17 protein-coding genes are annotated in these 19,282 nt (G+C 72.7%); 8 read left to right on the forward strand and 9 right to left on the reverse strand.

Translation table 11 applies throughout. The features are described 5' to 3' along the window. The first annotated feature begins 128 nt into the window (after window positions 1-128). Complete coding sequence (locus EV382_RS25835) at window positions 129-1,985, forward strand: acyl-CoA dehydrogenase (RefSeq protein WP_130406008.1); 1,857 nt, start codon at window positions 129-131, stop codon at window positions 1,983-1,985. A 212-nt stretch (window positions 1,986-2,197) separates the two neighbouring features. Beyond that, window positions 2,198-2,467: a DUF6458 family protein gene (locus EV382_RS25840; protein WP_030332052.1), complete on the forward strand. Its 270-nt coding sequence runs from the start codon at window positions 2,198-2,200 to the stop codon at window positions 2,465-2,467. Window positions 2,468-2,524: 57 nt separating this feature from the next. Here the strand turns inward: EV382_RS25840 and EV382_RS25845 are convergent, their stop codons facing one another. Beyond that, a complete protein-coding gene (locus EV382_RS25845) occupies window positions 2,525-3,064 on the reverse strand; it encodes a SixA phosphatase family protein (protein ID WP_130406010.1) in 540 nt (179 codons plus the stop codon). Window positions 3,065-3,176: 112 nt separating this feature from the next. Between EV382_RS25845 and EV382_RS25850 the strand changes: the two genes are divergently transcribed. Next, complete coding sequence (locus tag EV382_RS25850) at window positions 3,177-3,467, forward strand: DUF6458 family protein (protein ID WP_130406012.1); 291 nt, start codon at window positions 3,177-3,179, stop codon at window positions 3,465-3,467. 101 nt (window positions 3,468-3,568) lie between these two features. Here the strand turns inward: EV382_RS25850 and trhA are convergent, their stop codons facing one another. After that, a complete protein-coding gene (gene trhA, locus EV382_RS25855; protein WP_130406014.1) occupies window positions 3,569-4,246 on the reverse strand; it encodes a PAQR family membrane homeostasis protein TrhA in 678 nt (225 codons plus the stop codon). A gap of 107 nt (window positions 4,247-4,353) precedes the next feature. On the opposite strand from trhA, the gene EV382_RS25860 reads away from it, so the two are divergent. The 3 genes from EV382_RS25860 to EV382_RS25870 are packed head-to-tail and all read left to right on the forward strand — an operon-like array spanning window position 4,354 to window position 6,612. After that, window positions 4,354-5,019 (forward strand): 5-oxoprolinase subunit B family protein, encoded by a 666-nt coding sequence (locus EV382_RS25860; RefSeq protein WP_130406016.1) that lies wholly within the window; start codon window positions 4,354-4,356, stop codon window positions 5,017-5,019. After that, a complete protein-coding gene (locus EV382_RS25865) occupies window positions 4,917-5,879 on the forward strand; it encodes a 5-oxoprolinase subunit C family protein (RefSeq protein ID WP_425272003.1) in 963 nt (320 codons plus the stop codon). Before EV382_RS25860 ends, EV382_RS25865 begins: the two co-directional genes overlap by 103 nt. Continuing rightward, on the forward strand, window positions 5,863-6,612 hold the full coding sequence (locus EV382_RS25870; protein ID WP_130406020.1) for a LamB/YcsF family protein: 750 nt from the start codon (window positions 5,863-5,865) through the stop codon (window positions 6,610-6,612). The genes EV382_RS25865 and EV382_RS25870 overlap by 17 nt, the downstream gene beginning before the upstream one ends. A 38-nt stretch (window positions 6,613-6,650) precedes the next feature. On the opposite strand, the gene EV382_RS25875 is transcribed toward EV382_RS25870, so the two are convergent. The 6 genes from EV382_RS25875 to pdhA form a co-directional block, all read right to left on the reverse strand. Continuing rightward, window positions 6,651-8,489, reverse strand: a complete 1,839-nt coding sequence (locus EV382_RS25875) for an NHL domain-containing thioredoxin family protein (RefSeq protein WP_130406022.1) — start codon at window positions 8,487-8,489, stop codon at window positions 6,651-6,653. Between the two features lie 200 nt (window positions 8,490-8,689). Next, window positions 8,690-11,386 (reverse strand): hypothetical protein, encoded by a 2,697-nt coding sequence (locus tag EV382_RS25880; RefSeq protein ID WP_130406024.1) that lies wholly within the window; start codon window positions 11,384-11,386, stop codon window positions 8,690-8,692. A 344-nt stretch (window positions 11,387-11,730) separates the two neighbouring features. Next, window positions 11,731-11,868, reverse strand: coding sequence for a hypothetical protein (locus EV382_RS32915; RefSeq protein ID WP_165435866.1), 138 nt, complete (start codon window positions 11,866-11,868; stop codon window positions 11,731-11,733). Between the two features lie 218 nt (window positions 11,869-12,086). Next, entirely contained in the window at window positions 12,087-13,589 is a 1,503-nt protein-coding gene (locus EV382_RS25885; RefSeq protein WP_130409197.1) for a dihydrolipoamide acetyltransferase family protein, read from the reverse strand. Window positions 13,590-13,594: 5 nt separating this feature from the next. Continuing rightward, on the reverse strand, window positions 13,595-14,584 hold the full coding sequence (locus EV382_RS25890; RefSeq protein ID WP_130406026.1) for an alpha-ketoacid dehydrogenase subunit beta: 990 nt from the start codon (window positions 14,582-14,584) through the stop codon (window positions 13,595-13,597). Next, complete coding sequence (pdhA, locus tag EV382_RS25895; RefSeq protein WP_130406028.1) at window positions 14,584-15,759, reverse strand: pyruvate dehydrogenase (acetyl-transferring) E1 component subunit alpha; 1,176 nt, start codon at window positions 15,757-15,759, stop codon at window positions 14,584-14,586. Before pdhA ends, EV382_RS25890 begins: the two co-directional genes overlap by 1 nt. 523 nt (window positions 15,760-16,282) lie before the next feature. Here pdhA and EV382_RS32920 point away from each other — a divergent pair. Continuing rightward, window positions 16,283-17,230: a hypothetical protein gene (locus EV382_RS32920; RefSeq protein WP_165435867.1), complete on the forward strand. Its 948-nt coding sequence runs from the start codon at window positions 16,283-16,285 to the stop codon at window positions 17,228-17,230. Window positions 17,231-17,295: 65 nt separating this feature from the next. Further along, window positions 17,296-17,919, forward strand: a complete 624-nt coding sequence (locus tag EV382_RS25905) for a phosphatase PAP2 family protein (protein ID WP_130406030.1) — start codon at window positions 17,296-17,298, stop codon at window positions 17,917-17,919. 85 nt (window positions 17,920-18,004) lie between these two features. On the opposite strand, the gene EV382_RS25910 is transcribed toward EV382_RS25905, so the two are convergent. Next, window positions 18,005-19,228, reverse strand: a complete 1,224-nt coding sequence (locus EV382_RS25910) for a hypothetical protein (RefSeq protein ID WP_130406032.1) — start codon at window positions 19,226-19,228, stop codon at window positions 18,005-18,007. Window positions 19,229-19,282 lie beyond the last annotated feature (54 nt).

Here is a 19,282-nt window from a genome sequence, read left to right on the forward strand (position 1 = left end):
CTCGGCCGGCGTACCCAGGAGTGTGTAATCGCCGTCACTTGGGTGATCCGCTTGTCGCTGCCTACCCACGAGTAATACAGTCGGGGTTACTGATCGGTAACACCTGTCCGGAAGCGGGGCCAGCGAGCATGACCCACTACAAGAGCAACCTGCGGGATCTCGAGTTCAACCTGTTCGAGGTCTTCGGGGCGGACCGGGCGTTCGGCCAGGATCCGTACTCGGATCTCGACACCGACACCGCCCGCAGCTTCCTCGCTGAGGTGGACCGCCTCGCCCGCGAGGACCTGGCCGCCAGCTACACGGACAGTGACCGCAATCCGCCGGTCTTCGACCCAGCCACGCACACCGCGCCGCTGCCGGAGTCGTTCAAGAAGTCCTACCAGGCGTTCATGGAATCCGAGTTCTGGCGCCTGGACCTGCCGCCGGCGCTGGGCGGCACCAACGCGCCGCGTGCCCTCTGGTGGGCGCTCGCCGAACTGGTGCTCGGCTCGAACGCGCCGGTCTGGATGTACGCCTCCGGCCCGTCCTTCGCGCACGTGCTGCACGTCGAGGGCAACGAGCGGCAGAAGCGGTGGGCCAAGCTCTTCATCGACAAGCAGTGGGGTTCCACGATGGTGCTCACCGAGCCGGATGCCGGCTCGGACGTGGGCGCGGGCCGCACCCGGGCGATCCAGCAGCCCGACGGCAGCTGGCACATCGAGGGCGTGAAGCGCTTCATCACCTCGGGTGAGCACGACCTGAGCGACAACATCGTGCACTACGTGCTGGCCCGCCCGGTCGGCGTGGAGGGCGTCGGTGGCCCCGGCACCAAGGGCCTGTCGCTCTTCGTGGTGCCGAAGTTCCACTTCGACGAGACCACCGGCGAGTTGGGCGAGCGCAACGGCGTCTACGCCACCAACGTCGAGCACAAGATGGGCCTGAAGGTCTCCAACACCTGCGAGGTGACCTTCGGCGAGCACGGCGTGCCGGCCAAGGGTTGGCTGCTGGGTGACCGGCACGACGGCATCCGGCAGATGTTCATGATCATCGAGTACGCCCGGATGATGGTCGGCACCAAGGCCATCGCCACCCTCTCCACCGGTTACCTCAACGCGCTCGAGTACGCGAAGAACCGGGTGCAGGGCGCCGACCTGATCCAGCAGGCGGACAAGACGGCCCCCCGGGTCACCATCACCCACCACCCGGACGTGCGGCGCTCGCTGCTGCTGCAGAAGTCGTACGCCGAGGGCCTTCGCGCTCTGGTCCTCTACACCGCCACCTGGCAGGACAAGGTCGCGCTGGCCGAGGCCGCCGGCGACGAGAAGGCCACCAAGCTGGCCAAGCGCGTCAACGACCTGCTGCTGCCGCTGGTCAAGGGCGTCGGCTCGGAGCGGGCGTACGAGCTGCTCGGGCACGAGGCCCTGCAGACCTTCGGCGGCTCCGGGTTCCTCCAGGACTACCCGCTGGAGCAGTACGTCCGCGACGCCAAGATCGACACCCTGTACGAGGGCACCACCGCCATCCAGAGTCTCGACCTGATCTTCCGCAAGATCGTTCGGGACAACGGCAAGGCGATGCTGGCGGTCTCCGGCGAGATCCAGGAGTTCATCACCTCCGAGGCGGGCAACGGCCAGCTCAAGGAGGAGCGGCAGGCGCTCGGCAAGGCGCTGGCCGAGATCCAGAACATCCTCGGCGTGCTGACCGGTTGGCTGGGCGAGGCGCAGGGCGGCGACGCCCGCGCGCTCTACAAGGTCGGGCTGAGCAGCCGGCGGTTCCTGTTGGCGATCGGCGACCTGGTGGTCGGCTGGCTGCTTCAGCGGCAGGCCGACGTGGCGCTGAAGGCGCTCGCCGGTGAGGTCTCCGCCAGCGACAAGGCGTTCTACACCGGCAAGGTGGCCGCTGCCCGGTTCTTCGCCCGCGAGGTGCTGCCCCGCATCGGCGCCGACCGGCGGATCATCGAGGGTGCCGACCTCGACATCATGGACCTCCCGGAGGAGGCCTTCTGAGCGCGCCACGGCACGTCTGACCGTTCCGGGTCGCACCACCCGGAACGGCCACGGCCGGTGGGGCTCACGCCCCGCCGGCCGTGGTCGTCCCACCCCGGCGGCTGGCACGTATTGGCCGAGCCCGGTCGGGTATGCCGGTGGCGTGGCGGGTAACCGTCGCGTGACCTCGAAAGGGAACGCCCAGAGCCACCGCACGGGGGAGTGCAGCGCACATGGGTGTAGGAAGCGGCATTTTTCTCATCGCGATCGGCGCGATTCTGACCTTCGCGCTGAGAGCCAACGTCTGGTGGATCGACGTACGGGCGGTCGGTTGGGTGTTCATCCTGGCCGGGCTGGCCGTACTGCTGACCACGCTCTGGTTCTGGCAGGACCGGCGCAAGCGGGCCCGGACCCTCATCGTGGAGGAGAACCGGCTGTCTCATCCGACCGCGATGATGCCGCCACCGCCGGACCCGCCGCCGCCGACAGCGCCGCCGTCCTGATCCCGGCGCGACCTGGACGCGTACCCCTGAGCCACCTGCCGATCATCGGTGGGTGGCTCAGCCGCGTGCGATGTGTCGGGCGGTGAGCGGTGCCCCCGCCCGGCTCACCTCCGCCCAGCCCAGCGGGCAGCGGTGCACCGCCAACTCGGCGGTGCGCAACCCCTCCTCGTCCGCACCCTCCGGGTCAAGGAGCGCGGAGAGCAGCGAGATGCCCGGATTGTGGGCGATGAGCAGCGCGGTGCGGGCCGCCGGGTCCACCGTGCGCACCAACGACAACAACTCCTCCGGGTGCGCGTCGTACGCGCCCGGCTCATAACGGACGGTCGGACGCGGACCGGTCGGGCCACCCTCCGGCGGTGAACCGGTCATCCCCATCGCCACCCCGTGCCAGGTCTGCCGGGTGCGTCGGGCCGTCGAGCAGATCACCACGTCGGGCAGCAGCCCGTGGTGCGCCAACCAGGCGCCCGCCGTGGCCGCGTCGGCGTTTCCGCGTGCGCTGAGTGGGCGTTCGGCGTCGTCCGCCGCGTCGTTGCCCTGCTCAGCCTTCGCGTGCCGCAGCAACACCAGTGTCCGCGTGTCGGGGTCGGCGTCCGTCATGCCCTCAGCTTGCCCGATTGGCGATCTCCGTGCCGGGGTAAGTCGATGGATGCCGCACCCCTACCGACGGCCGCGGCGCGAGGTACGCCAGGTTAGAGCCGAGGAGCGAGACATGGGCATTGGTGGCAGCATCTTCCTGATCGCGTTAGGCGCGATCTTCGCGTTCGCCGTGGAGGCCGATCTGGGCTGGCTGGACCTGGCCGTGGTCGGCTGGGTGCTGATGCTGGCCGGCGTCGCCGGCCTGCTCGCCACCCTCTACTTCTGGAGCAGCCGCCGCCGCAGCACGGTGGTCGCCGCGCCGGTACGCGAGGAGCGCGTGGTGGCCGACCGGGTCGTGCCGGTCCAGGACGACCGGGTCACGCGGGAGTACCGCGAGGTGCGTCGGCCGGGCCGACCGGTCTGACCCTCGCGCACATACTCCGGGGTCCCGCAGCGTGGCGGGGCCCCGGCTCGCGCATGCTCAGGGGTCGCCACCTCGCGCGGCGTCGGCCCGAGGGCCGCCGCTCAGGCGAACAGCGCGAAGTAGATCGCGATGTGGTGGCAGAGCGCCGCGAGCAGGGTGCAGGCGTGGAAGAACTCGTGGTGGCCGAAGACGGTCGGCCACGGGTTGGGTCGGCGCAGCGCATAGAAGACCGCCCCGACGCTGTAGATCGCACCACCGATGATCAGCAGCACCAGCGCCGCGACGCCGCCGCCGTGCAGGATCTCCGGCAGCATCGCCACCGCCACCCACCCCAGCGCCAGGTAGAGCGGCGCAGACACCCAGCGCGGCGCGTGCGGCCAGATCACCTTGACCGCCACGCCGGCCAGCGCGCCACCCCAGACCAGGGCCAGCATCACGGTTGCCGGCCGGGGCGCGAGGAGCATCACGCAGAGCGGTGTGTACGTGCCGGCGATGAACACGAAGATCATCGAATGGTCCATCCGGCGCATCACCTGGTAGCCGCGCTCCGACCACACTCGACGGTGGTACAGCGCGCTCGTGCCGAACAGCCCGCAGACCGTGAGGCTGTAGATGAGGCAGCTCACCAGGGGTGCCCACCCCGGTCGGGTGGCGGCGATCGAGCAGAGCACGATGCCGCAGACCAGGGCGACGAAGAAGGCGTACGTGTGTAGCCAGCCGCGCATCCGGGGCTTGCCGATGTCGACCGGCTTCAGGCGAAGCGGGGCGGAGGTGCTCACCCCATCAGGTTACGACACCGTAGGTTACTTGGAAGTAGTGGCGTTGGTGACACCCGGCACCGTCACCGTGAACACCGGATCGGCACAACATCGGCGAGGATGAACGGATGCGGATCCGACCCGTCGGGGCGCACGCCCTCCTCCTCGACTGCACCGCCCCCACCGACCTCCCCGAGGCCGCGCTCGTCGAAGCGTGGCGGGCCGAACTGTGGCGGCGTCGGGAGCTTGGCGACCTGACCGCCGTCGAGATCGTGCCGGCGGCCCGGACCGTGCTGCTCGACGGCCTGCCCGACCCGAGCGCCACCGCCCAGCAGCTGTCCACCTGGGCACCCGCCGTCGTCGCAGCGACCACCCGCGACCAGGCCACCCTCACTACCGTCCACGACGACGCCGACCACGGCGTGGTCGTACCGGTCCGCTTCGACGGGCCGGACCTGCCGGCGGTGGCGCAGCACTGGGGCGTGGACGTCGCGGCGGTACGGCACCGGTTGACCAACACCCGGTTCCGGGTCGCGTTCTGCGGCTTCGCCCCCGGATTCCCCTACCTGACCGGGCTGCCCGCCGAGCTGGCGCTGCCCCGGCTGGACACCCCCCGGCCCCGGGTGCCGGCCGGCTCGGTCGCGCTGGCCGGCCCGTACGCCGGCATCTATCCGAGCGCGTCCCCCGGCGGCTGGCTGCTCGTCGGCCGAACCGACCTGGTGTTGTTCGACGTGACCGCCGAGCCGCCGGCCCGACTCGGTCCCGGCACCACCGTCCGGATGGTGGCGGCGTGACAGACCCGGCTGCCATCGAGGTGCTCCGCGCCGGCGCGCTCACCACTGTGCAGGACCTGGGCCGGCCCGGCTGGGCGCACCTGGGCGTACCCCGATCCGGCGCGCTCGACCCGGCCGCGCTGCGGCTGGCCAACCGGCTGGTCGGCAATCCGGAGCACGCCGCCGGCCTGGAGATCACCCTGACCGGCTGCACCCTGCGGCTGACCCGGGCCACCACGGTGGCGGTCACCGGCGCGGAGGTACCGGTCCAGGCCGGCGTCCGGCCCGGTGACACCGGACGCCCGCTCAGCGTGCCGGCCGGCACGGTGCTGCGGATCGGTCCCGCCCGACGGGGCGTACGGACCTGGCTGGCCGTGGCGGGCGGCATCGACGTGCCACCGGTGCTCGGTAGCCGGGCCACCGACACCCTCTCCGGGCTCGGCCCACAGCCGTTGCGCGACGGTGACCGGCTGCCGCTCGGCGAACCGGTCGACCCACCCGGGGCGGTGGACTCGACCAGCTGCGCCAGCCCCGCGTCGGAGCTGCACCTGACGGTGCGCCCCGGCCCGCGCGAGGACTGGTTCACGCCGACCGCGCTGGCCCGGCTCTTCGGCAGCGCGTACACCGTCAGCCCGGTGAGCAACCGGGTCGGCGCGCGCCTCGCCGGCCCGGCGCTGCCCCGCGCGGTCGCCGGCGAACTCCCCAGCGAGGGCATCGTGCTCGGCGCGGTGCAGGTGCCGGCGGACGGACAACCCCTGATCTTCCTCGCGGATCACCCCACCACCGGCGGATACCCCGTCATCGGGGTGGTCACCGACGTGACAGCGCTCGCGCAGGCCCGGCCAGGTACTACCGTCAGATTCCATGGACCTCAACGCTGACCTGGGCGAGGGATTCGGCATCTGGCGACTCGGCGACGACGAGGCGCTGTTGAGCCTCATCACCTCCGCCAACGTCGCCTGCGGCTTCCACGGCGGCGACCCGTCCACCATGCGGCGGGTCTGCGAGGGCGCGGCGCGCCGCGGGGTCGCGGTGGGCGCGCAGGTCGGCTACCGGGACCTGGCCGGCTTCGGCCGGCGGCACATCGCGTACGGCTTCGCCGAGCTACGCGACGAGGTGACCTACCAGTTGGGGGCGTTGGACGCGTTCTGCCGGCTGTTCCGCACCCGCGTTCGCTACCTCAAGCCGCACGGCGCGCTCTACCACGCGGCCAGCATCGACGAATCGCAGGCGGCGGCCGTGGTCGCCGCCGTCAGCGGCTACGACCCCGAACTGCCCGTGCTCTGCCTGCCCGGCTCGACGCTCGCCCAACTCGCCGTCGGCGCGGGCCTGCCGGTGGTGGCCGAAGCCTTCGCCGACCGGGCCTACCTGCCCACCGGGGCGCTGGTGCCGCGCGGCACCCCCGGCGCGGTGATCAGCGACCCGGAGCAGGTGGCCGAACGGGCGGTGCGGATGGCCACCCAACGCAGCGTGGTGGCGGTCGACGGCACCATCATCCCCTGCTCGGTCGACTCGATCTGCCTGCACGGCGACACCCCGGGCGCGGTCTCCGCCGCCGAACTCGTCCGCGCCACCCTGATCGACGCCGGCATCACCCTGGCCCCGTTCGCCTGATCGGAGGGGCCCCAGCGGGCCCCTCCGAGCACGTCAGGTCAGGCGTCCAGGCCGCGAAGCACCAGCGGCAGTCGGGTCACGGCACCGTCGACCACCCGGACCGGTACGCCCCAGTCCTGCCGGGTCAGGTGGCACGCCGCGTGCTCGACGTCGGCGTCACACGTGGCCGCCTGGGCGGTCACCTGAAGCACCCCCGCGGTGACCTCGCCATTGAGCACCAGACGGCGGGACAACTCGGTGCCCGTGCCGGCCCCGTCCACCAGCAGCTCCGGTGGGGTGGCGGAGACCACCAACCGGGTCGACGGCCCGTACGTCTCGTCCAGCTTCTGCCCCGGCGCCGGGGTGAAGACGATGTCCAGGGTGACCTCGCCGGCCGCGACGTCGGTCGGCTTGCGCTCGGTACGGTGCCGAGGACCGTCCACCGTGCTGGCCCCCGCCGCCGACAGGGCACCCGGAGCGAGTCGGGTCAACCGGTGCGCGGCGGACTCCACCACCAGCACCTCACCGGACGGGGTGAGCACCAGATCGCTCGGCTCCGCCAACCCGTCGGCGACCGTGGAGACCTGGTTGCTGGCCGGGTCGAAGCGGCGCACCGCGCCGTTGTACGTGTCCGCGATCAGCACCGAGCCGTCCGGCAGCGCGCACACGCCCAGCGGGTGCTGGAGCAGCGCCGACTCCGCCGGCCCGTCCACGTGCCCGAAGTCGAACAGGCCCTGCCCGACGGCCGTGCCCAGCACCCCGTTCTCGACGTACCGGACGGCACTGGTCTCGCTGTCGGCCACCCAGAGCCGGGTGCCGTCAGCCGAGACGGAGAGCCCCGACGGCTGGGCCATCCACGCCTCGGCCAGGGGGCCGTCGCGCAGCGCCTCCACGGTGGTGCCCGCGTACATGCCCGCGGTCCGCTTGATCGGGTCGAACCACCAGAGCTGGTGGATGCCGGCCATCGCGATGATCAGCTTGTCGTCGTACCAGGCCAGGTCCCACGGGGAGGAGAGGTCGACGGCGAGCGCGTCGTGGGCATGGTCGTCGACCTCGGCACGCCACTGACGGCCGCTGCCGGCCACGGTGACCACCTCGCCGGACTCCAGCCGTACGCCGCGCAGCAGGTGGTTGACCGTGTCGGCCACCACCAGGTCGTAGCCGACCACCTCGGCGACCTGCGTCGGTAGCAGGCACACCCCCTGCGGCTCGGAGAACGTCGCCGCGGCGGCCGGCCCGTCCGCCCGGCCCCGCTCACCCGAGCCGATCCGCCGCACCGGCGTCTCGCCGTCCGAGTCGACCTCGACCAACGAGTGCCGGGCCGAGTCCGAGACCAGCAGGTTGCCGTTCGGCAGCAACGCCGCCTTACCCGGGAAGCGCAGCGCGGTCTCCGGTGCCGGCGGCGGGACGTACGGGCCGTCCCCCCGGTGCAGGGTGCCCTTGGCCTCATGGGTGGCGACCAACTCGTCGATCAGGCGGGCCAGCCCCTCGGCGTGCCCCTCGCCGGCCATGGTGGCCACCACGTAACCCTCGGGGTCGATCACCGACAGGGTCGGCCAGGCCCGGGCCGCGTACTGCTGCCACATGTCCATCTCGGGATCGTCGAGCACGGGGTGGTGCACCCCGTACCGCTCCACGGCGGCGACGAGCGCGTCAGCGTCCTTCTCGTGCTCGAACTTCGGCGAGTGCACGCCGATCACGACGAGCACGTCGCCGTACTTCTCCTCCAGCGGGCGCAGCTCGTCGAGCACGTGCAGGCAGTTGATGCAGCAGAAGGTCCAAAAATCCGCGATTACGATCTTGCCGCGAAGGTCCTGCAAGGTCAGATTCCGGCCGCCGGTATTGAGCCACTGCCGGCCCCGCAGCTCGGGGGCACGTACACGCGCTGTCGATCCCATGCCTGCCAGCCTGCCACGCCCCGGCGGCCCGATCGCCGTGACCCGGACGACAACAGCACGGGGGCGTGCCACCGCAACGATCGTTGGCAGCTCCGCGGTGCATTGCTCGGCGTGTCGAATCGCTCAGCTGCCAGCGATCAAGGGGCCGTGTGAGCACGACGGCGGGGCCACGGTTGCCCGTGACCCCGCCGTCGGTCGAGCTACTTCGTGGCCGGCTTCAGGCAGAGCACCCGGTTGGCGCCGTCACCCGGCAGCACCACGTGGGGCTGCGTCGGGTCGGCGCACTTCTCCTTGGCGTCCACCTTCGAGACGATCGTGAAGGCACCTGCCTCGCCGCAGTCCGCCGCTGCCGCGCCGCCCTGCCCGGCCTGCTTCACGCAGGTGCCGACCGGCGGGTCGAAGGCCGCCGGCGCGTCGTCGCCGCCGACCTTGCCGAGCAGCAGCAACAGGCCGAGCGGCACCGCCAGGATGAGCACCGCGGCGATCAGCACGGCGGCCAGCACCCGGCCGTTGCGTACCTTCGGGGCCGGGGCCTCCGTCTTCGGCTCGTCGGCGTCCGGCTTGAACGCGTCGAACCGGCCCTGGTCCGCCTGGGCGGGCTCCTGGCCCCAGGTCGGCGCGGGCTGTGCCGGTGGCGGGAACGACGGCGGGAAGCCGCCGCCCGGCACCGGCTCGGCCGGTGCGCCGAAGGTCGGCCCGCCGAAGTTCGGCGGGGAGCTCGGGCCACCGAAGTTCGGCGCGCCGAAGGTCGACGTCCCGTTCACCGTCGCGGCACCGGCGGCTGGCGACACCGGGCCGCCGAACTGCTCAACCGAGGTCGGCTCGGCACCGGAGTGCGGCCGAACGCCGTTCACCGGCCTGCTGTCGCCCGGCGCGTCGACGAAGGACGGCACGCCGGGTGGGAACGCCGGCGGTGCCGCCGGGGCCTCGTGGAAGGCGTTCGGTGCGGGCTGCCGGTCGTCGAAGCGCGGATCGGGCTGAGACTCGCCGCCCCAGCCGGGCCCAGCCTGCCGCTGCACGTCGTTCTGCCAGTCGGGGGCGATCTGCCGCTGCCCCTCGTTCTGCCACTCCGGAGCGGCCTGGCGGTCGGTGGCCGGGTCGCCCTGGAACGCCTCCGGCTCCGGCTCGGCCTCCGGCTCCGGTCGAGCCGGGCGGCCGTACACCCGGGGTTGCGGTGTGGCCGTGCCGGCCGGCCGGAAGTCCTGGTCGGTCGGGGGCATCACCCGGCTGGCCAGCGGCACCGAAGCGCTCGCCGTGGCGCGGGCCGCCGCGCCGGCTGCCGACTCGGCCTCCGACGACACCGGTACGACCGCACGGCCCGCTCCGGACTCCGGAGAGGTACGCGGGGCGGGCACCACCGCGCCGCTCGCGGAGACGTCCTCGGCGCGGCCACCGTACTGCGCGGCGGCGTCCGGGGTCTCCTTCTCGGCGTAGGCGGGCTGCTCGGGGATCGGAGCGAACTGGGCCTGGGGCGCGTAGTCGGCCGGCGGTGCGGCGGCCAGGCTGGCACCCGGGACGCGCTGCTCCTGCGGGGGCAGCGGCACCGCGTTCGCCGGCGAGATGCCCGGGGCGGGCGCGGGCTGGTAGGCCGGTGCCTCGTCGGCCCGGTCCGCCTCCCAGCCGCCACGGGACTGGGCGGAAGCCTCGGCCTCCGCGCGACCCCACACCTCACCGGCTGCCCACGGCTCGGCCTCCGGCAGGCCGCCGGCGTTGCCCTGGGCGGCGTTGCCCTGGGCGGCGTTGTCCGGGCTGGCGGTCCAGTTGGGCGCGCCGTCGCTGGTGGGCACGCTGGCGCTGGCCCGGGCGGGGAGGCTGTTCTGCTCGACCGGGGTCCACCCCGTCTGCTCCGGCCGCTCGGTCGGCTGCTCCGGCTGGGAGAGCACCCAGTCGGGCTGCTGCGGGTGGCCCTCGCCGCCGCCCCAGGCGGCCGGCTGCGCGGGCTGGTCCTGTCGGGCGTCGTTGCCGTCGCTCCAGCCAGCGGGCTGCGCCTGCTGCTGCGCGGCCCACCCGCCGGAGTTGGCCGGGTCGTCCTGCGCGGGCCAGTTCGTCGTCGGGGCCGGGACCTGGGCAGCGCCACGAGCTGCGGTCGGCGGAGCGGCCTGGCCCCAGCCGGGGGCGGCCTGCTCGGTCGCTTCGGCGGGCTGACCCCAGGCGGGTGGCGACTGCTCTGCCGGAGTCCACACCGGCTGGTCGTCCCGGGCGCCGGCGGGCCAACCGCCGTTGCCAGCGGCCTGGTCCTGCCCAGCGCCGCCGGACCAGCCAGCGGCCTGCGGTGCGTCGGATTGCGGAGACTCGGCCCCGCGCCAGTCACCGGCGGCCGGGCTGGCCTGCGCCGCGCCGCCCCAGCTGCTCGCGTTGGCGTCGGCCTGGTTCTCCTGGGCGGGCCAGGCGGCGGTGGCCGGGGGAACCTGTGCGGCACCCCGCGCGGCTGGCTGGGCCTGCACCCAGTCCGGCTGCTCGGCGGGGGCGTTCGGAGTCCAGGATGGCGCGGGCGCGCTCTGCTCGGCGGGCGTCCAGCCCTGCTGCTGCGCCGCCCAGGGGTCGGGCTGCGGCGGAGCCGACGCGCCATCGTTGCCGGGCCACGCGCCGGCCTGCTGCTGTGGCGGCTCGGTGGTGCCACCGCCGGTGGCCCACGCGGGCTGCGCCGGGTCGTTGGGCTGCGGGGCAGCGGCGGCACCCCAGGCGGGGGCCGGTGGCTGCTCGGGCTGGGCCGCCCATGCCGGCGCCGACGGGTTGGGCCGCGTCGGGGGCGGGGGTGCCCAGCCCAGGTCGGGGCCGGCGGCGTTCTGGCCGTTGTCCGGCTGCGCCGGGCGGTCGCCGTACGGCGCCGGTCCGCCGGCGCCCGGTGACACCTCGTCCGGCTCTTGGCCGGGGCGGTGCGGGCCCTCGGACGTCATGGGTGCGCCTCCTCCATCACATGTCGGCTCGCCGGTGCCGATCGGTCTCCTCGGCGTGGCTGCCGGCGTCACCGGCGTACCGCTGTGCCGGCTCCCCGCACGGTATCGGGTGATGGCACGACACGTCCAAGGAGCACTGGCCGTCACTCACCGTGGCCGGTTGGTGTCGAGCAGCTTCTGTCGGCTCGGCCTCTGCCGGGTCGGCGGGCGGCGACCGAAGCCCACCGTACCGGGCGCTGCGGCAGGGCGGAATCCCGGTGGTGGGTGGTCCGGAAACGCCGATGGCCCACCCGGTGGGCCGGGTGGGCCATCGATCTGGAGGAGGTGAGGAATGTCGTGGAGCATCAGCTCATGTGACGCTGGGCGATGACGAGGATCTCCTCGCGGACCGCCGGCGAGTTCGCCGAGCGCAGCGCGTGCTCGATGGCACGGGCGCGGCGGGTGGCGTCGCGATGGTTGCGGATTCGCTCGATCATGCTCATTGGTGGGTCTCCCTAGCTATTCGGTTGTCAGCCCTTGATGCATCTATTCAACAGCAGAAGCCGGCGAACTTCCATCGATTATTAGGTGAGCTGAGACACCTGCCTAACAATCAAAGGTCAACTAGCTGTCTGGCTGACGGTTCTGTCGCCCCACGGACACGGCCGGTGTGCCGGGCGTTAACCCGTGGCACACCGGCCGTGGCTGGCGTTTCGACAGATCAGGTCCAGGCGAGCAGCGCCGCCTCCGGATCCGTGAGGAAGTCGCCGATGTCGCGCAGGAACTTCGAGCCCAGCTCACCGTCGATGATCCGGTGGTCGAAGCTCAGCCCCAGCGTGGTGACCTGGCGAACCTTTACCTTGCCCTTGTGCACCCAGGGCATCTCCCGCACCGCGCCGAACGCCAGGATCGCGGACTCACCCGGCGGCAGGATCGGTGTGCCGGTGTCCACCCCGAACACGCCGACGTTGGTGATGGTCAGGGTGCCGCCGGACATGGCCGCCGGCGAGGTGCGGCCGGACTTCGCCGTCTGCACCAGATCGGTCAACGCGTCCGCCAACTCCCGCAGCGAGAGCCGGCCGGCGTCCTTGACGTTCGGCACGATCAGCCCGCGCTCGGTGGCGGCCGCGATGCCCAGGTTGACGTACTCCTTGACCACGATCTCGTCGCCCGCCCAGGTCGAGTTGACCATCGGATGACGTTGCACCGCCAGCAGCACCGCCTTCGCCACCAGCAGCAGCGGCGAGACCCGTACGTCGCGCCACTCCCGCCGGCCGCGCAGCCGGTCCAGGGCCTTCATCGCCCGGGTCACGTCGACGGTCAGGAACTCCGTCACGTGCGGGGCGGTGAACGCCGAGCGGGACATGTTCTCGGCGGTGAGCTTGCGGACGCCCTTGACCGGGATGCGCTGCTCCCGGTCCGCGCCGAAGCTCGGTGCGGTCGTCGCCACCGCCGTAGCTCCGATCGGCTCGGCCACGGCGCCGCTCGCGGCCTGCTGCACGTCCTCCCGGGTGATCGAGCCCAGCGGCCCCGACCCGGTCAACGTCCGCAGGTCAACCCCGAGATCCTTGGCGAGCTTGCGCACCGGCGGCTTAGCCAGCACAGCTCCCCCGCCGAGGCTCGCCCCGCCTCGCCCCGCCTCGCCCCGCCCCGCCTCGCCCCGTCGATCATGGACTTGTGGTGCCGGAATCGTGGAGGTCTCGGTGGGTTTGTCACCCACCACAACTCCATGATCGACGCCAGTAGGGGCGGCGGGCTGTGCGGGGACGGCGCCCTTGCGGGGGCGGCGCTTGGCGGTGGTCGTGCGCGGGCCGTAGCCGACCAGCACCGCCGTCCGCCCACCAGGGGCCGGACCACCGATCAGACCGGGCTCGACCATGCCCTCGGCCGGTGCCACCTCCACCGCCGCCAGCGAGGCCGCCGACGGGGCGGGCAGGTCGCCGCCGGAACCGGCTGTCGTCTCCAGCGGGCCGGCCCCCGGGTCGGTGTCAATGGCGATGATCGGCGCACCGACCTCGACCGTGGTGCCCTCCGGGTGGTGGATCGCCTGCACCTGCCCGGCCCACTTCGCCGGGATCTCCACGGCCGCCTTCGCCGTCTCGACCTCGACGATCGGCTGGTTCAGCTCGATGGTGTCGCCGACCTTGACGAGCCAGGCCAGGATCTCGCCCTCGGTCAGCCCTTCGCCCAGGTCGGGCAGGTTGAAAGTCTTGATCCGGGACATGTCGCTCACCAACCGAAGGTGCGGTCGACGGCGTCGAGCACCCGATCGAGGTCGGGCAGGTACTCCTCCTCCACCCGGGCGGCCGGGTAGGGGGTGTCGAAGCCGGTCACCCGCAGCACGGGCGACTCCAGCGAGTAGAAGCACTCCTCGGTGATCCGGGCGGCCAACTCGGCGCCGAGGCCGATGTTGGACGGTGCCTCGTGCACCACGACCGCGCGGCCGGTGCGCTTCACCGACTCGTACGCCGCGGACAGGTCCAGCGGCGAGAGCGAGCGCAGGTCGATGACCTCCAGCTCCCGGCCGTCCTCGGCGGCGGCGGTCGCCGCCTCCAGGCAGGTCCGCACCATTGGGCCGTAGGCCAGCACGGTGACGTCGGTGCCGGGCCGCACGACCCGGGCCGAATGCAGGGGGTACGCGTCGGACAGCGGCGCATCCAGGTCCACCTGCCCCTTCTCCCAGTAGCGCCGCTTGGGCTCCAGGAAGACGATCGGGTCGTCCGAGGCGATGGCCTGCTGGATCATCACGTACGCGTCCTGCGGGTTGGCGCAGGACACCACCTTCAGGCCGGCGGTGTGCGCGAAGTACGCCTCCGGCGACTCGGAGTGGTGCTCGACCGCGCCGATGCCGCCGCCGAACGGAATCCGGATCACCATGGGGATGCTGAGCTTGCCCCGGGAGCGGTAGTGCATCTTCGCCACCTGCGACACGATCTGGTCGTAGGCGGGGTAGACGAAGCCGTCGAACTGGATTTCGCAGACCGGCCGGTAGCCGCGGATGGCCAGGCCGACCGCGGTGCCGATGATGCCGGACTCGGCCAGCGGGGTGTCGATCACCCGCTGGTCGCCGAAGTCCTTCTGGAGCCCGTCGGTGATCCGGAAGACGCCGCCGAGCTTGCCGACGTCCTCGCCCATGATGATGACCTTGGGGTCGTTCTCCAGGGCGCGGCGCAGACCGGTGTTGAGGGCCTTGCCGATGGTGAGCGTCTCCGTGGCCATCAGTGGGCGCTCCCCTCGAACGATTCCATGTAGCGGCTGAACTGCGCGCGCTGCTCGTCGAGCAGCGGGGACCCGTTGGGGTAGACGTGGTCGAACATCGTCACCGGCTCCGGGTCGGGCATGGCGAGCACCCGCTCGCGCAGGTCCACCGACTCGCGGCGGGCCTGCTCGTCGATCTCGGCGAAGAAGTCCGCGTCGGCGATCTTCTGCTTCTCCAGGAAGGTCTTGACCCGGGCGATCGGGTCCTTGGCCTGCCACGCCTCGACCTCGCTGGCGATCCGGTAGCGGGTCGGGTCGTCGGAGGTGGTGTGCGCGCCCATCCGGTACGTGTACGCCTCGATGAGGCTCGGCCCCTGCCCGTGCCGGGCGTTGTCCAGCGCGGTGCGGGTGACCGCGTACGTGGCGAGCACGTCGTTGCCGTCGACCCGTACGCCGGGGAAGCCGAAGCCGGCGGCCCGCTGGTAGAGCGGGATCCGGGTCTGCCGCTCCAGCGGCTCGGAGATCGCGTACTGGTTGTTCTGGCAGAAGAAGACCATCGGGGCGTTGAACACGCCGGCCCAGACGAACGCCTCGTTGACGTCGCCCTGGCTGGTGGCCCCGTCACCGAAGTACGCGATCACGGCTTCGCCGTCGTCGGTGCCGGTCTTGCCGTCCATGGTGATGCCCATGGCGTAACCGGTGGCGTGCAGGGTCTGCGCCCCGATCACGATCGTGTACATGTTGAACTTGAACTCGTTCGGGTCCCAGCCGCCCTGGTCGACGCCACGGAACAGGCCGAGCGGCATGATCGGGTCGATGCCCCGGCAGTAGAGGACGCCGTGCTCCCGGTAGGTCGGGAAGGCCATGTCCTGGGTACGCAGAGCCCGGCCGGACCCGACCTGGGCGGCCTCCTGGCCGAGCAGGCTGGCCCAGATGCCCAGCTCGCCCTGGCGCTGGAGAGCGGTCGCCTCGGCGTCCAGCTTCCGGACCAGCACCAGGTCGCGGTAGAGCCCGCGGTACTCCTCGTCGGTGAAGTCGACGCGGTACTCGGTGCCGTCGGGCCCGGTGACGCTGTCGATCCGCTCGCCTTCGGGGGTGAGTAGCTGCACCAGCTCGGGGTCGCCGGTCGCGCCCTTCCTGGAGCGGGGTGCGGCCCGCCTGCTGCGGGTGGTGCCCCCGGGGTCGCCCTTTGCCATCGGTCTCTCCCTGTCGTGTCTGCGTCGGCACCGGGGGGTCACCCGGCCGCGCAACTCGTGCGCCTGCCCGGCTGCTGCCGGGCCGGTTCCTGGCGGCCGCGCCTAGCCCCGGTGGGGGTTGCCGCACGGCGTGAACCGGGTTCTGGCCGAACCCGGATCGGGAGCGCCGGCGCTCAACCGCGCCTGCCGCGAGGGTGCGCGGAGGTCACGGCTGCGTTGCCGTCGTGCTCCATATTTGCAGAGCAGGTGAGGGCGCCCACAGTACGCCTGCCTCCGCATTCCGACCGCTCATGCTTTGACGCTGTTTGTCGCCATCATGCCGGCCCGCGTTTACCATGCCTTCCGACGGGATTCGTCACCGTTCGGGCAGCACTGCGTGTCGACACGCGGTGGAGGTTTGCTGACCCAGCGTGATTGCGCCAGGCTAATTCCCACTGGATCGCGCCTATCAGGCTATTCGTCGGGTTTCTGCTCCCGGCGCATCCATCCATGTCCTTCGACGGTCGACCACAAGGGGTGTGCGGTGTACGAGCCAGGTGACGGTCCCGGCCCACCAGCGCTTGGGCGGCACCGGTCGGCACCCGGCTACCGCCGGGTGGTCGGCGTCCACCGCGCCCCCGGTGCCGGTGGCCCCACCCGCGGTTACCTGCTCACCGTCGCGCTGCTGGCCGGCACCGCGTCGATGCCGATCCTCGCCGCGATCAGCGCCGGCTCGGCCACCCCGGGCAGCACCGCCCTGCCGGACAGCAGCACCCCGTTCATCCCGACCCCGTCCGTCGGGCCGGTGGTGATCCCGCTGCCGATGACCAGCCAACTACCGCCGTCGCCCCTCGGCACACCCAGCGTCGGCCCGACCAGCGGCTGGCTGCCCGCCGCCCCACGACGTCCACTGGACGGGCCCGCCGCGGCCGATCCCGATCCGACCCGGCGGACGACCGCCCCGCCGACGCCGCCGAAACCCCCGCGGGGCACCTCGCCGCCCGTACCCCCGCCGGCCGTTCCGCCGTCGCCAGCACCGTCGCCGACGCCGAGCGACCCGGACCCGACCAATCCGCCGGACCCGGATCCCACCGACCCGACCAACCCGCCGGACCCGGACCCGACCAACTCGGCCGACCCGACCAACCCGGCGGACCCGGATCCCACCGACGCCACCGACCCGGACGCCACCGACCCGGACCCGACCGGATCGGCCGACCCCGATCCGACCACGACCCTGGACCCGACAACCACGCCGGCCGCGACAACCACGCCGGCCCCGACACCCGCGCCGACCGGCGACGCGACCGCGACCGCTGTGCCGACCAGCACCCGGTCCGTGCCGGCTCCCACACCCACCCCGCCCGCGGTACCGACCCCCCGGTCCAGCCCGGCGATCCCGTCGCCGTCGGCCGTCGCCTCGACGCCCACCGTCAGGCCGGCGCCGCTGGCCGGACCGACGCCCCCCACGGCGTCACCGGCGGTACGGTGACGATCAGGCGCGGCCCGTCCGTCGTCGGCGGTGTTCGGCGGTAGGCACGTACCGGAGGGGGTGGCGTGGGCGGCGGTGCGGAACTCCGCCCGGTCACCACCCGACCCGGCCCGGGGGCGCGGCTCGCCCGACTGGTCACCGAGCTGACCGCACCGGCGGTGCTGGTCTCACTGCTGATCCTCACGGTGAGCTGGCACAGCGCCCGCCGCCCCGGTCAGGGCCTGGCCTGGGGTCTGCTCGCCACCCTCTTCGTCACCGGCATCCCGTTCGCCTACATCGTCGGCGGGGTACGCCGTGGCCGGCTCACCGACCACCACGTCGGCCGCCGGGAACAGCGCCGGGCGCCGCTGCTGGTCGGCCTCGGCTCCGTCGCGGCCGGGCTCGCCCTGCTCGCCGTGTTCGGCGCGCCCCGCCCGGTGCTGGCCCTCGCGGTGGCCGGACTGGTCGGCCTCGTCGTGGCCGTGTCGGTCAGCCACTGGTGGAAGATGTCGATCCACTCGGCGGTGGCCGCCGGCACGCTCGTCATCCTGACGCTGACCTTCGGGACGCGACTTGTCGTCGCCGCACCGCTGCTGGCGGTGGTCGGCTGGTCGCGGGTGCGGCTGAGGGACCACACGGTGGCACAGGTGGTGGCCGGCGCCGCCCTCGGCGCGCTGATCGCCGCAGGGGTCTTCGGCCCGCTGCGCTAGCTGTACTGCTTGGGGCAGGCGGCGCTGCGCGGGCCAGGCGCGGCCCGGGGTGGGCGACGTGACCGCCGCCCACCCTCGGCCTACGTCAGGTGCCGTCGTCGGCGAGGCGGTGCCGGTTCGCCTCGATCCACGCGTCCAGTGCGGCCGGGTCGTCCGGGTCCACCCCGTCGGCCATCAGTTGCGCCACTGCGGCGGTGGCCGCGCTGCGCCGCTCACCGGTCGAGTAGAGCCGGGCGAACTCCGGCACCATCTCCTCGATCGCCTCGTCGGTACGCGTCGCCGCCGCCTCGGGCAGCCCGCGTTGGCGCGACGCGTACCGCGCCCAGGCCCGCAGCACCCGGGGCAGCATCGCCGCGTCGTCCATGTCCAGCACAGCGCGGCGGTGCACCCAGTCGAGCAGGAACAGCCCGGACACCGCAGGGCTCCACCGCATCGGGTCGGCGTCCGGGAAGCTCGCCGAGTGGTCCAGCAGCAGGCTCAGGCAGAAGTGCAGAGAGGCCAACTCGGGGCCGTCGACGGCATCCAGACCGAAGCGGACGGCCTCCGGCGCGGCGAGGAACCGTCGGACCAGGTCGGTGCGCTCGGCCGCGGAGAGCGGCTCGACCTCCGCCAGGCCGATCGGACCGGCCGCGGTGGGCAGCATCGCCAGCCGGGCCCCGACCAACGCCCGGTCGGTGGCGAGTGACCCCTCGCCGGGCAACTCGCCCAGGTCGTCGGTGACCGCCAGGTGACGGGTCACCTCACCCCGGAGCCGGGACGGATCTTCGCTACGGAACCAGGTCAACTCGTCGTCGGCGCACATCTGCCGGACCTGCTCCAGGATCCGTTCGGCCGGCCCGCCCACGAAGATGTCCTTGGTGATCCCGATGTTGTGGTCCACCAGGGCGACCAACGCGTGCTCCGAGCCGCCGGACTCATCGTCGTAGGCGAAGGTCGCGAGGTAGGAGGTCTGATCGCCGTACACGTCGCCGTACGCCCAACTGCCGGTGAGGTGCACCCGGCCGAGCTGGGTCGTCCAGGTGGGCGCCTGGCTGCCCGGCCGCACCCGCTCGGTGCCCCCGGCGGTCGGCACGAGGGTGGCGAAGACCTGTCGGATGGTGGTGGCCGCCGCGATCCGGCGGCGGGAGGTGGCGGCGAGGAAGCCGGTGACGAACTCCCGTACGGCGGCGTCGCGGTCGGTCTCCGCGATCGCGTAGACACTGCCCAGCAGAGCACTGCCGAGCATCTCGGCGTCGAGGGCGGACTCCAGCTTGGTCACGTCGCGTGCGGCGTGCAGCACCGCGTCGTAGGGGGTCTGAGGCGTGGCCATGCTCCGACCCTACGCCGCTGTGGGCGTACCGAGAGCGGTAGCGGGCCGTGCGGA

The organism is Micromonospora violae, from assembly GCF_004217135.1.
Classification (GTDB): domain Bacteria; phylum Actinomycetota; class Actinomycetes; order Mycobacteriales; family Micromonosporaceae; genus Micromonospora; species Micromonospora violae.